This window comes from Roseibium sp. M-1 (assembly GCF_054515675.1).
This window is the reverse complement of the sequence record NZ_CM137257.1, coordinates 4728915-4742120: the sequence shown is the minus strand read 5'-3', so window position 1 is coordinate 4742120 and position 13206 is coordinate 4728915. Positions and strand designations below refer to the sequence as shown.

General features: G+C 62.9%; 14 protein-coding genes. 13 read left to right on the top strand and 1 reads right to left on the bottom strand.

The genetic code is table 11. The annotated features are described in order from the left end of the window. Nucleotides 1–11: 11 nt before the first annotated feature. Nucleotides 12–938, bottom strand: a complete 927-nt coding sequence (gene hemC / locus ACX3M4_RS21550; RefSeq protein ID WP_459355030.1) for a hydroxymethylbilane synthase — start codon at nt 936–938, stop codon at nt 12–14. A gap of 126 nt (nt 939–1064) precedes the next feature. Here hemC and tsaD point away from each other — a divergent pair, with 126 nt between their 5' ends. The 13 genes from tsaD to ACX3M4_RS21485 all read left to right on the top strand — a co-directional run bounded on the left by tsaD (nt 1065) and on the right by ACX3M4_RS21485 (nt 13184). Beyond that, nucleotides 1065–2135 (top strand): tRNA (adenosine(37)-N6)-threonylcarbamoyltransferase complex transferase subunit TsaD, encoded by a 1071-nt coding sequence (gene tsaD / locus ACX3M4_RS21545; protein ID WP_459359481.1) that lies wholly within the window; start codon nt 1065–1067, stop codon nt 2133–2135. Nucleotides 2136–2213: 78 nt separating this feature from the next. Further along, nucleotides 2214–2717: an NUDIX hydrolase gene (locus ACX3M4_RS21540; RefSeq protein WP_459355029.1), complete on the top strand. Its 504-nt coding sequence runs from the start codon at nt 2214–2216 to the stop codon at nt 2715–2717. 27 nt (nt 2718–2744) lie between these two features. After that, nucleotides 2745–3221 (top strand): NUDIX hydrolase, encoded by a 477-nt coding sequence (locus ACX3M4_RS21535; protein WP_459355028.1) that lies wholly within the window; start codon nt 2745–2747, stop codon nt 3219–3221. Further along, entirely contained in the window at nt 3208–4215 is a 1008-nt protein-coding gene (locus ACX3M4_RS21530) for an NAD(P)H-dependent glycerol-3-phosphate dehydrogenase (protein ID WP_459355027.1), read from the top strand. Before ACX3M4_RS21535 ends, ACX3M4_RS21530 begins: the two co-directional genes overlap by 14 nt. A gap of 318 nt (nt 4216–4533) precedes the next feature. Then, a complete protein-coding gene (locus ACX3M4_RS21525) occupies nt 4534–4824 on the top strand; it encodes a YciI family protein (RefSeq protein WP_459355026.1) in 291 nt (96 codons plus the stop codon). After that, complete coding sequence (locus ACX3M4_RS21520; protein WP_459355025.1) at nt 4825–5250, top strand: EVE domain-containing protein; 426 nt, start codon at nt 4825–4827, stop codon at nt 5248–5250. Between the two features lie 39 nt (nt 5251–5289). Then, entirely contained in the window at nt 5290–5949 is a 660-nt protein-coding gene (locus ACX3M4_RS21515) for a class I SAM-dependent methyltransferase (RefSeq protein WP_459355024.1), read from the top strand. 163 nt (nt 5950–6112) lie between these two features. Then, nucleotides 6113–7285 carry a M20 aminoacylase family protein gene (locus ACX3M4_RS21510; protein WP_459355023.1) on the top strand — a complete coding sequence of 391 codons (1173 nt, stop codon included), beginning with the start codon at nt 6113–6115 and terminating at the stop codon, nt 7283–7285. 167 nt (nt 7286–7452) lie between these two features. Beyond that, nucleotides 7453–8247 carry an AlbA family DNA-binding domain-containing protein gene (locus ACX3M4_RS21505; protein WP_459355022.1) on the top strand — a complete coding sequence of 265 codons (795 nt, stop codon included), beginning with the start codon at nt 7453–7455 and terminating at the stop codon, nt 8245–8247. Further along, complete coding sequence (locus ACX3M4_RS21500; protein ID WP_459355021.1) at nt 8247–9020, top strand: sulfite exporter TauE/SafE family protein; 774 nt, start codon at nt 8247–8249, stop codon at nt 9018–9020. The genes ACX3M4_RS21505 and ACX3M4_RS21500 overlap by 1 nt, the downstream gene beginning before the upstream one ends. Nucleotides 9021–9167: 147 nt before the next feature. Then, entirely contained in the window at nt 9168–10280 is a 1113-nt protein-coding gene (gene leuB, locus ACX3M4_RS21495; RefSeq protein ID WP_459355020.1) for a 3-isopropylmalate dehydrogenase, read from the top strand. 80 nt (nt 10281–10360) lie between these two features. After that, on the top strand, nt 10361–10780 hold the full coding sequence (locus tag ACX3M4_RS21490) for a hypothetical protein (RefSeq protein ID WP_459355019.1): 420 nt from the start codon (nt 10361–10363) through the stop codon (nt 10778–10780). A gap of 229 nt (nt 10781–11009) precedes the next feature. After that, nucleotides 11010–13184 carry a methyl-accepting chemotaxis protein gene (locus ACX3M4_RS21485; protein ID WP_459355018.1) on the top strand — a complete coding sequence of 725 codons (2175 nt, stop codon included), beginning with the start codon at nt 11010–11012 and terminating at the stop codon, nt 13182–13184. Nucleotides 13185–13206 lie beyond the last annotated feature (22 nt).

Below are 13206 nucleotides of genomic sequence, written 5' to 3'. Positions count from 1 at the left end.
GCATCCGGTCTTCAAGCTCCCGGCAGGAAATCCGGTCCCATCCGCGCCTTCAGTTCTTCGCCGGCGGACCGGCCGATCTGCACGGCATCGCTCACCGGACCGCTGGTGGAAATCTCATGCACGTCGGAGCCGTCGGGCTTCAGAACGATGCCGCGGAAGCTGAGCGTCTCGCCGTCGATGGTCGCAAGCCCCCCGATGGGCGTGCGGCAGGAGCCGTCGAGAACGGCCAGGAAGGCCCGCTCCGCGTCAAGCCGGATCTGCGTCGCTGTGTCATGGATCGCGGCGAGTTTCTCAAGGGTTGCCGCGTCGTCCGCGCGGCTCTCGATGCAGATCGCGCCCTGGCCGACGGCAGGAAGAAAGGCGTCGATATCGAGGAGGCTGGTGATTTCGGCTTCGAGGCCAAGACGGCGCAGACCGGCCGCGGCCAGCAGTGTCGCGTCGACCACACCTTCTTCCAGCTTGCGCAAACGCGTCTGCAGGTTGCCGCGGTACATCACCACGTCGATGTCCGGGCGCAGGCGCTTGATCATCGCCTGGCGGCGCAGCGAGCTTGAGCCGACGACAGCGCCCTGTGGCAGGTCCATGAGCGTCTTTGCCTTCGGCGACAGGAAAGCATCGCGCACGTCTTCGCGCGGCAAAAACGCCGTTAGCGCCAGCCCATCCGGCAGCACGGTCGGCATGTCCTTGGAGGAATGCACAGCCAGGTCGATGCGACCATCCAGCAGCGCTTCCTCGATTTCCTTCGTGAACAGCCCCTTGCCGCCGACTTCCGACAGCGGCCGGTCCTGAATCTGGTCGCCGGAAGTCTTGATCACCACGATCTCGAAATCGTCTTCGGCAAGGCCATGGGCCGCCATCAGCCGGCTACGGGTCTCATGCGCCTGTGCCAGCGCCAGCGCGCTGCCCCGGGTGCCGATGCGCAAAGGATTTGATTGCAAGGTTTACCGTCCAGATGCTACGCCCGGCAGAAATGCGGGCATGTTTTTCGTTTGATGCATGTCCTAGCACAGGCAAGCACACCTAGACCAATGACCTCAGTCAAATCGAAAGACAATGCGACCAATCTGACGGTTCTGGGCATTGAAACCAGCTGCGACGAGACCGCGGCGGCGGTCGTCTGCGGGCCTTTGCAGAAACGGATCCTCTCCAGCACCATCCGCTCGCAGATCGACGAACACACCGAATTCGGCGGCGTGGTGCCCGAGATCGCGGCACGCGCACATATCGAGATCCTCGACCGCATCGTCGCCGAGGCGATGCACGAGGCGGACTGCGGCTGGGACGATATCGATGCGGTTGCCGCGACTGCGGGCCCGGGTCTGATCGGCGGTGTCATCGTCGGTTTCATGACCGCAAAAGCCATTGCGATGGCGGCCGGAAAACCCATTGTCGGCGTCAATCACCTGGAAGGCCATGCGCTGACGGCGCGGCTCACCGACGATCTGGAGTTTCCGTTTCTGCTGCTGCTCGTCTCCGGCGGCCACAGCCAGTTTTTGCTGGTGCGCGGTGTCGGCGACTATGAGCGCCTCGGCACCACTATCGACGATGCCATCGGCGAAGCTTTCGACAAGACCGCCAAGCTGCTCGGCCTGCCCTATCCCGGTGGCCCTCATGTGGAGAAAATGGCGGCAAGAGGCGATGTAACCCGCTTCAGGCTGCCGCGGCCGCTGCTCGACCGGCCGGGTCTCGACATGTCTTTCGCCGGCCTCAAGACAGCACTCCGCACCCAGGCAAAGAAGCTGGAACCGGTCAATGAGCAGACCATCGCCGATCTCTGCGCCGCCTTTCAGCGCTCGGTCTCCGACGTTCTGGCCGCCCGCACGAAATCCGCGCTCGAGCTTTTCCGCAACCGCCATCCGGATGCCGAGCCGGTGATCGTTGTCGCCGGCGGCGTTGCCGCCAACCAGGAAATCCGCTCAAGCCTGCTTGCTGCAGCGGACGCTGCCGGTGCCCGCTTCGTCGCCCCGCCGATGGCGCTTTGCACCGACAATGCGGCGATGATCGCCTGGGCGGGCATCGAACGGCTGCAATTGGGTCCCGTCGACGACCGGTCGCTGTCGCCGCGCCCGCGCTGGCCGCTGGATTCCGAGAATGCCGGAGTACTGGGCGCCGGCAAGAAGGGCGCCAAGGTCTAAATCCGGAAACTTGCTCTTTTGCAGGTCCATGGAGCCTGTTAGGAACCGGGACACTCCAACGGAAGCTGTTTTGAAAAGATGCGCGTCTACCACAAGGCCTATGTCTACCTGACCTGCGGAACGGACCTCCTGGTCTTCAACGAACCGGATACGCCCTGGCTCGGTCTGCAGGTTCCCGGCGGCACCATCGATCCCGGCGAGAGCTTCCTGCATGGCGCCATGCGGGAATTCGCAGAGGAGACAGGCCTTGAACTGGACGCCGCCTTCGACCAATTCTCAGCACAGAACATCCCTTTCGAAACGATACCGCCGGTCGGCCAGTACCGGCCGCATCCGGACCGGCCCCTTCTCGGCCGCCACATCAGGCGCAACTATCATGTCAGGCTGGGCAACCGCCCCCGGGACGAATGGGAGCACTTCGAAATGCACCCAAGCAGCGGCGGCGTGCCGATTCGCTACCGCTTTTTCTGGATCGACCTTTTCGGAGAGCGGGCGCAGGACCCTGAAAATTTCTTCGCCGCCTTCGGCGCCCCGCTCGCAAGCTTGCGCGAACGCGTGTCTCTCCTGGACAAGGCTGCCTGAAACCATTTTGATTTCAAGGATTTGACCATGAGGATTTACCACAAGGCCTATGTCTATCTCACCTGTGGCGAGGAGCTTCTCGTGTTCGAGGAGCCGGATTTTCCGGAAGTCGGGCTGCAGGTTCCTGGCGGCACGCTTGATCCCGGCGAGAGCTATCTGCAGGGCGCCAGGCGCGAATTTGCCGAGGAGACCGGACTTTCGTTGGATATCGCGCTCGAATCGTTCGCCGACCAGGACCACTTCTTCGAAAATATTCCCGATTGTCTCGACGGCCTGCATCGCCGGCGGCATTTTCACGGTCGCATTCGTGAAAAGCCCGCGACAGAATGGGAACACTTTGAAACGTCACCAAGTGCGGGCGGGCCTCCGATAAGGTTTCGCCTGCACTGGATCGACCTGTTCTCAGGGGATGCGCCGGCCGAGACCCTCTTTTTCGAAGGCTTCGGAGCGCAACTTGAAACATTACGGACGCGCGTGGAAAGGCAGATCGATGGGCGCCATTAGTTCTATCGGCGTCGTTGGCGGCGGCGCCTGGGGCACGGCTCTCGCCTTGACCGCAGCCCGGGCCGGGCGGGAGGTGCGCCTGTGGGCGCGCGATCCCGGCACCGTCTCCGACATCCGCTCCAAGCGTCAGAACCGTCGCTACCTGCCGGGTATCACCTTCGACGAGGATCTCGCCGCAACGGGCGCTCTGGAAGAAGTCGCCGACGCCGATGCCATCCTGCTGGTGACGCCCGCCCAGACGACAAGGGCGATGCTTGCGGCCCTGAAGGCAACGGGCAAGGTGCGCGGGCCGGTGGTTCTGTGCGCCAAGGGCATCGAGCAGACCTCCGGCAAGCTGCTCTCCAAGGTCCTGGGCGAGGAACTACCCGGCGTCGAACCCGGCGTCCTCTCCGGACCGAGCTTTGCCGATGATGTCGCCAGAGGCCTGCCGACCGCCGTGACCGTCGCCGCCAACTCCGCCAAGACGGCACTCAGCCTCTGCGAGGCGCTGCAGTCGCCCTGTTTCCGGCCCTATGCCTCCATCGACATCCTCGGCGCCCAGATCGGCGGGGCCCTGAAAAACGTGCTCGCGATTGCCTGCGGTGCCGTTGTCGGCCGCAAGCTCGGCGCCAGCGCCCAGGCAGCGCTGACTGCCCGCGGTTTTGCCGAACTCTCCCGCCTTGGCACCGCCATGGGTGCGCAGGGTGAGACCCTGACCGGCCTGTCCGGCCTCGGCGACCTGGTACTGACCTGCTCCTCCAGCCAGTCGCGCAACTTCTCCTTCGGCCTGCGTCTTGGTGAAGGCTTCATGGCCTCCGAGCTGATTTCAGCCGGCGGCAAGCTGGCCGAAGGCGCCTATTCGGCCCGTGTCGCGGTGAAGCTCGCCGAAAAATACGACGTCGAGGTGCCGATCTGTTCAACGGTCGCAAGGATGATCGACGAGGACCTCACCATCGACGACGCCCTCAACACCCTGATGGCCCGCCCGCTGAAATCGGAGACCGCGGGGCTTTGAGTCCAACTCTATGTGATTGAATTCTGAAGTTGCCCTGAAATGTGGCCGGTTCCCTTCCCCCTTGTGGGGAAGGGTTAGGGATGGGGGTGAACCGCGAAGCGGTAGTTCGATCGAGGTGTCAGACCCCCACCCTTATTCCCTCCCCACAAGGGGGAGGGAGACCGGAAGCAAAGTCTGCACGTTCCCGGAAAAGCCGATCAAGCGGCGGATCTCACGGAGAGTTGGGTGACGGCGAAGATTGTCCTTTCATTCCCCCATTGAGTTTGCCCCGTCCCGGCCCTAGGTTCGACGCAGATTCGATCAAACCGGGGATCCCTAATGCTTTATGCCCTGATCTGCACCGACAAGCCCGGTGCCCTGCAGACGCGTCTCGAAAACCGCGCGGACCATATCGAGTTCCTCAAAGGCCTCGGCGACAGCCTCAAGGCGGCCGGTCCGTTCCTGGACGATGACGGCAACATGACCGGGTCGCTGGTGGTGATCGAGGCCTCCAACCGGGACGAGATCCTGGCCATCTCCCAGGAAGACCCCTATGCCCGCGCCGGCCTTTTCGACAGCGTCGAGATCCGCCCGTGGAACTGGGCGATCAAGAACCCGGAGGCCAAATAAGTGCAGTACTGGCTGATCAAGTCCGAGCCGGATAAGTGGTCCTGGGAACAGCAGAAGGCCCGCGGCGACAAGGGCGAACAGTGGGACGGCATCCGCAATTACCAGGCGCGCAACAACATGCGGGCGATGGAAATCGGCGACAAGGCCTTCTTCTACCACTCCAATATCGGCAAGGAAGTTGTCGGCATCGTCGAGGTCTGCAGCGGAATTCACCCGGACAGCACCACCGACGATCCACGCTGGGAATGCGTGGACTTCAAGGCCGTCCGCGACATGCCGAAGCCCGTGACCCTGGCGGATGTTAAAGCCGAGCCGCGCCTTGCAAAGATGTCTCTGGTCACCTCCATGCGCCTGTCCGTGCAGCCTGTCACCGAAGACGAGTGGAAGGTTGTCTGCGAGATGGGTGGCCTGAAAGAGCCTGCCTGAAGAAACAGTCTGAAGCCTCTTCTGAAAGACTCCGCCTGAATGAGCCTCATCAAGGATCCGGTGGCCTTCATCCTGAAGGAAACCAAGGTTAAACCGGTGCCGCATGCAGAGGAAATATCCCTCCATGTCGCCGACGAGGCCATGGATCTGTGGCAGAAAACCGAGGACGAGTTGGGTGAACTCGGTCTTCCTCCCCCCTTCTGGGCCTTTGCCTGGGCAGGCGGGCAGGGCCTGGCGCGCTATGTGCTGGACACGCCCGAACTGGTCGCCGGCAAGCGCGTCGTCGATTTTGCCTGCGGCTCCGGCCTCGTCGGCATTGCCGCCATGAAGGCGGGCGCGGCTTCCTGCCATGCGGTCGACATCGACGCCTTCGCACTGACGGCAACCAAACTCAACGCGGCCCTCAACGGCGTCGAGATTTCGACCGAAGTCGCCGACATTACCGCAGGTGCCCCTCCCGAGGTGGATGTTGTTTTCTGCGGCGACGTCTTCTACGACAAGCCGATGGCCGACAAGGTCCTGGCCTTTCTGGACCGCCTGCTGGCGGCAGGGATCGATGTTCTGGTCGGCGACCCGGGCCGTTCCTACCTGCCGGTGGCGCGGCTCGATGAACTCGCGGCCTACAGCGTTCCGGTGGTCGGCGCGCTGGAAGACAACGAGGTCAAACGCACGCGTGTCTTCCGTCTGGCGGAAAAATAATCCGGCAACCCCTCATTTGCGGGACCCGTCTTTCGCCTTTGCGGAGGAAACATAACTTTTTCCGCGAGCCCACTTCCTCTTTTTGCAGCTTGCGATAGGTTAGCCTCTCAAATTTCCAGCGCCGCCCAGAATCGCTTGGCGTTGCCAGTTTCAGGAGTCCTTGATGCCCATCGTTAACCGCCTTGCGGATATGGCCGACGAGATCACCGCGTGGCGCAGAGACATCCACGAAAACCCGGAAATCCTCTACGAGACCGTGCGCACCGCCGGCAAGGTGGCCGAACTGCTTGAAAGTTTCGGTGTCGACGAGATCGCGACCGGCATCGGCAAGACGGGCGTTGTCGGCGTGATCAAGGGCCGCAACGGCGGCACGGGCAAGACCATCGCCCTGCGCGCCGACATGGACGCGCTGCCGATCGAGGAAATCACCGGCAAGCCCTATGCCTCCAAGGTTCCGGGCAAGATGCATGCCTGCGGCCATGACGGCCACACCGCCATGCTGCTGGGTGCGGCCAAGTATCTCGCCGAGACCCGCAATTTCGACGGCAGCGTTGTCGTTATCTTCCAGCCCGCCGAAGAGGGCGGCGCCGGCGCCAAGGCGATGATCGAGGACGGGCTGATGACCCGCTGGCCGATCGAGGAAGTCTACGGCATGCACAACTTCCCGGGCATGCCGGTCGGCGAGTTCGCCATCCGCAAGGGGCCGATCATGGCCGCGACCGACGAATTCCGCGTCACCGTCACCGGCCGCGGCGGCCACGCCGCCAAGCCGCACGACACGATCGACCCGATCGTCGTCGGTTCCCACCTCGTCACCGCGCTGCAGACGATCGCCAGCCGCAACGCCAATCCGCTCGATTCGGTGGTGGTCTCGGTCACCGTGTTCCAGGGCGGCAACGCCTTCAACGTCATCCCGCAGGATGTCCTTCTGCGCGGCACGGTGCGCACGCTCAGCCCGGAAATGCGCGATCTGGCCCAGTCCCGCATGGAAGCCATCGTCACCTCCGTCGGCGAAGCCTTCGGCGCCAAGGCGGAATTGCAGTTCATCCGCGGCTATCCGGTCACCGCCAACCATGACGAGCAGACGGATTTCGCTGCCGGCATCGCCGAGGGCATTGCCGGGATCGGCAAGGTCAACCGCGACATCGACCCGATGATGGGCGGCGAGGACTTTTCCTACATGCTGGAAGCGCGCCCCGGCGCCTTCATCTTCGCCGGCAACGGCGACAGCGCCGGCCTGCACCACCCGGCCTATGACTTCAACGACGACCTCATCCCGGTCGGCTGCTCCTACTGGGTGAAACTGGTCGAAACCGCCCTGCCCGCGGCGGCGTAGCAGACATCTCTCCGTCGTCATCCCGGACGCAGCGAAGCGGAGATCCGGGACCGGTGAGCCACTGCCGCTCCGGTCCCGGCTCGCGCTTTGCTTGGCCGGGATGACGGTGGAAAAGTTTTCGCTTAATACTGGCGCCGGCTCCCACCGGCGGTCCTCAGGTTTCGATAATGGCGCTTTCCCCGTTCAGACTTCCGTTTCTCGCGACCTATGTCGCGGTCGGGGCCATTGTCGGCGTTCTGGTGATCCATCCGCTGAACCTCATCGTCGTGTGGTGGGAACTGGCCCGTTTCTCCGAAAGCTCACCGGACCTCTTCGAATTCCTCGGCGCGCGTCTGTGGCTCGTTCTGCTGCCGCGTCACCTGGACGTTGCCATCGCCTACACCATCCTCGGTGCCATTGTCGGCCTTGCCTTCGGCATCTTCACCCGCAACTACATGCGCACATCCGAAGCCTACCGGTCTTTGCGGGAAGACCAGTCCGCGCTCATTCCGGAACTGCTGAAGAAGGGCGAAAGCCGGCGGGTCGAATTCAAGTCGTCGCTGCGCTGGGACCTGAAGGAAAACCGCACCAACCGCTCGCTGGAAAAGGTCATCGCCAAGACGCTGGCCGGCTTCTTCAACGCCGAGGGCGGCAATCTCCTCATCGGTGTCGATGACGACGGCGCGCCGCTCGGCCTCGACGGAGATCTGGCGACCCTGAAGAGCCCGGATCTCGACGCCTTCGAGCGCACCGTCAACGAGATTGTCTCCAAGATGCTCGGCGGCGATCTCTGTCCCTATCTGCACACGGTCTTCGCCAAGGTCGACGGCAAGGACGTCGCCATGGTCATCGTCAGCGCGGCTCCGCGTGCCGTCTATCTGGAGGAAAACCGGGCTTCAGTCTTCTACCTGCGCAGCGGCAATGCGACCCGGGCACTGGATGTGCGCGAGGCGGTCAACTACGCCAACAGGCGATGGTCGTGATGACGGACCTCGCCGGCTTCTTCCTGCCCGATCAGCTTCATCCCGCCGCCTCCCTGGCGCTGGTCTTCTTCAGCTTCTTTACTTCCGCCCTGACAGCCGCGGTCGGCCTCGGAGGCGGTGTCGCCCTGATCGCGATCATGGCGACAGTGATGCCGGCAAGTGCATTGGTGCCGGTGCACGGTGTCGTCCAGTTCGGCTCCAATGCCGGGCGCGCGCTGGTTCAGCTGAAGCATGTCGACTGGCTGATTGCTCTCTGGTTCGCAATCGGCGCCGTCTTCGGTGCGGCAATCGGCGGTGCAATTGCCGTCGAACTCCCCTCCGCGGTCCTCAAAGGCGGTATCGGCCTCTTCGTTCTCTGGGTGGTCTGGGGCAGGACGCCGAAATTCGGCAAGGCGCGCAAGCGCGTGATGGCGGCGGCAGGCTTTGCCTCGACATTCCTCTCCATGTTCTTTGGGGCTGCCGGCCCCATCGGCGGCGCGGTACTCTCCACACTCGGCCTGCCCCGCCACGGTTTCGTCGCCAACCAGGCGGTCACCGCACTGATCATGCACATCTTCAAGATCATCGCCTTCGGCGCCCTCGGCTTTGCCTTTGCACCCTGGGCAGGGCTGATCCTCCTGATGATCGCCAGCGGCTTCCTCGGCACCCTTGCCGGCAGCCGCCTGCTGGGCCGGATGGACGAGAAGAGCTTCAAGACCGGCTTCAAGTGGGTGATGACGGCGCTCGCGCTGAACCTCCTCTGGCAGGCCGGGCGGAGCTGGCTGGCGGGATAGGCCTCGCTGACCAGGGCTGCCTTTTACGGTTCTTGACCTTTCCCCACGGCTAGATTGAGTTCTTCGCAACTGGCTTCACCTTGAAAGCAGGCGGCCGACGCGCTAACCCATCGCGATCGGTTTTTAAAAATGCGGGATGGAACGTCCATGGCTTCACAAAATCTTCTGCTTCTGCCGGGTGACGGCATTGGCCCGGAAATCATGCAGGAAGTGAAAAAGGTCATTGCCTGGTTCAACGACAAGGGCGGCATGTCCTTCGAGACTGACGATGGCCTGGTTGGCGGCTCCGCCTATGATGCCCATGGCCAGTCGATCTCCGAGGAAGACATGGCCAAGGCCATGGCTGCCGACGCGGTCATCTTCGGCGCCGTCGGTGGTCCGAAGTGGGACAGCGTGCCCTATGAGGTGCGCCCGGAAGCCGGCCTTCTGCGCCTGCGCAAGGACATGCAGCTCTTCGCCAACCTGCGCCCGGCCATCTGCTACCCGGCCCTCGCCGATGCCTCCTCGCTGAAGCAGGACGTCATCGAAGGCCTCGACATCCTGATCGTGCGCGAGCTGACCGGTGGCGTCTATTTCGGCGAGCCGAAGGAAATCATCGACCTCGGCAACGGCCAGAAACGCGGCATCGACACCCAGGTCTACGATACCTACGAGATCGAGCGCATTTCCAGGGTCGCTTTCGAGCTTGCCCGCACCCGCGGCAACAAGGTCACGTCCATGGAAAAGCGGAACGTGATGAAGTCCGGCGTGCTGTGGAACGAGGTCGTCACCCAGACCCACAAGAACGGCTACGAGGACGTCAAGCTGGAGCACATGCTGGCCGACGCCGGCGGCATGCAGCTGGTCCGCTGGCCGAAGCAGTTCGACGTCATCGTCACCGACAACCTCTTCGGCGACATGCTGTCGGACGTCGCAGCCATGCTGACCGGATCGCTCGGCATGCTGCCGTCCGCTTCGCTCGGTGCTCCGGACGGCGTCACAGGCAAGCGCAAGGCGCTCTATGAGCCGGTCCATGGCTCTGCCCCGGACATTGCCGGCACCGGTGCCGCCAACCCGATCGCGATGATCGCCAGTTTCGGCATGGCACTGCGCTATTCCTTCGAGCTGGTGGAGGCCGCCGACAAGCTGGACAAGGCGATCGCCAACACGCTCGACAAGGGCCTGCGCACCAAGGACATCGCAGCACCTGGCCAGGCAACCGTCTCCACGGCACAAATGGGCGATGCCATCGTCGCCGAACTGGACGCTCTCAGCGCCTGATCTGAAATCGTCATTTGCAAGCAAAGCCGCCACCGGTTATCCCGGTGGCGGCTTTTCCATTTCAAGACACCGCAGTTCACATGATCGAAGAAAAACTCGCCCCCTTTCTCGGCACCTGGATCCTCGACACGGAGGAAAGCGATTTCGAGCAGGGAGAGCCGCCGAAGAGCGCCACCTTGAAGATCGAGGACCGCTTCGGCGTTGCCGCCTTCAGCATGAACCAGGTGTCCGCCGACGGTGAAGTCACCAATGACGACTTCGAAGCCGTGCCCGACGGCCCGGAAACCAGGCTTGGCAAGAGCGGCCTTGTCGATGCGATGCGGCTGGTGTTCCAGGGGGAGCGGAACCTGGTGTCGGAAGCCCGGCGCGGCGGGCTCACCATCATGAAGGCGGACCGGGAATTGTCCGAGGACGGCCGCACGCTGACCATCACCCAAACCGTCCATCTGGTAGATGTTGCCAGTTACACGAATGTGTCAGTTTACAGACGCGCACAATAGACATTGTTAAAACACCAAGTATCGCGTTAAATTTCCCCCTCCAACTTACGCGACGCAACTTAACACAACCCGTTGAAGAACAACAAAATACAAGAAAACAGGAAAACTTTTCCCGTTTTTCATTCCGAGGAAGCAAATATTTCTGCCTATTTTTGCATCAAGACAACCACTGATTTAAATCGGCATTAACTTCATTCTGGAACCCTCTGGTTGCATTCTGGAGGGTTCCATGTGGAATAAACTGTCCATCCGCTACAAGATCCCGGCCGCCATTTTCGCGGTGGCCCTGGGCGTCGGAACAGGTATCGGCCTCAGCAGCTATTTCTCTGCCGCATCCGAAATCCGGCACCTCACCGGCAACCGCCTTCAGGCGATTGCCGAGAGCCGGGTGACCGAACTGTCCGACTACCTCCGGGCCATTGAGGCCGATCTGACAATCGTCAGCCGCCTGCCCTTCACGCTGGAGGCTGCAACCGCTTTTTCCCAGGCCTATCAGGCTCTGGACGCGGACCCGGCAACAGCGCTGAAACAGGCCTATATTTCCGGCAATCCCAACCCGCTCGGACAGAAACACAAGCTGGATGCGGCTGAGACCGGAACCGGCTACGACAGCGCCCACGCCCGCTTTCACCCATGGTTCCGCGATTTCCTGACCGAACGCGGCTATTACGACATCTTCCTGTTCAACATGGCAGGAGACCTCGTCTACACGGTGTTCAAGGAAGAGGACTTTGCCACCAATTTCCGCGGCAACGGCCCCTGGACCGATACCGATCTCGGCAAGGCCTTTCGCGCAGCGGCCGACACCCCTTCGGGAAGCAACCAGTTCTTCGATTTCGACGCTTATGCGCCAAGCCACGGCGCTCCGGCCAGCTTCATCGCCAAGCGCATCGAACAGGACGGCAAGCCGATTGGTGTGCTCGCCTTTCAGATGCCGATCGACCGCATCAACCTTATCATGAGCCGCACTGCCGGCCTCGGCACCACGGGAGAGACCGTCATCGTCGGCACGGACGGACTGCTGCGCAACGACAGCCGCTTTACAGATACCAACGACATTCTCGCCACACGGATCAGTGACGAGGCCGCGACGCAGGCCTTGAGCGGCAAGCCGGTGATCTTTTCTGGTACGAGCCACAGGTCAGCGGATTTTGCCCAGGCCGGCTATCCGCTCGATTTCCTCGGCACCTCCTGGGCGGTGCTTGCCATGCAGGAAGAACAGGAGGCCATGGCCCCCCTCACAAGCCTCCGCTTCTGGATGGCCGCCGCCGGTCTCGTGCTCTTCGCTCTGGCGATTGCCGGCGGGTGCGGCCTTGCCCGGTCGATCACCCGGCCGCTCGGAGACCTGATCCGCAACATCCGCGACCTCATCGATGGCAGGCTGGACACACGGATCGACGGAACGGAACGGGCCGACGAGATCGGCGACATGAAGCGTGCCGTTTCGATCTTCCGGGACAATGCGGTGGAAGTCCGGTGCAATGCGGAGGCGGCCGCAGGCCGTCGCCAGGCCGAAGATGCCCGCCGAGCAGAGATCGACCGGCTCGTGAACACGTTCAAGGCCCGTATCTCCGAAGTTCAGGACCGGATTTCCAGCCTGAGCGCAACAATGAGCACAACCTCCGAATTGCTGGTGACCACCGCCGGCTCGGCCTCGGGCGACGCGGAAGGCGCTCTGGCTGCCTCGCGCCAGTCCGACGAAAGCGTCCAGGCCTCGGCAGTCGCCGCCGAGCAGCTCCGCATCTCGATCGAGGAAATCAACCAGCATACCAGCAAGGCGCTGGTCATCACGGAAGCCGCGGCGGAAGCTGCCCAGTCGACCGACCGGGATGTGACGGCTCTGGCAGGCGCCGCGGAACGGATCGGCGCGGTGATCAGCATGATCCGCGACATCGCCGAGCAGACCAATCTCCTGGCACTGAACGCCACCATCGAGGCTGCCCGGGCAGGCGAAGCAGGCAAGGGATTTGCCGTGGTCGCAGCCGAGGTGAAGGAACTCTCTACCCAGACGGCAAAGGCGACGGACGAGATCGCCTCGCAGGTCTCGGCCGTTCAAAGCTCCACACAGCGCGCCGTCGATGCCATCCGCTCCATCGGCAGCCAGATGGACAGTGTCCAGGAAGTGACGACCGCCATTGCTTCGGCCGTCGAGGAACAGGGAGCCGCGACAGGCGAAATCAGCAAGTCCATGTCGATGGCCGCCGACGGCAGTACCCGGGCGGCGCAGAATGTCGCCGGCCTGCAGGACTCCATCGATGCCACGCGGTCGAGCTCCGGCGAGATCGACCAACTGTCCATCGCCTTGTCCGACGTCAGCGATACGCTCAGCCAGGCCGTCAACGATTTCCTCGCCGCACAGGTCTGGCTGCAGGAGGAGACCGGCGACGAGCGGCTGGCTGCGTAAAGGCCGGCCGCCCGGCCTCCAA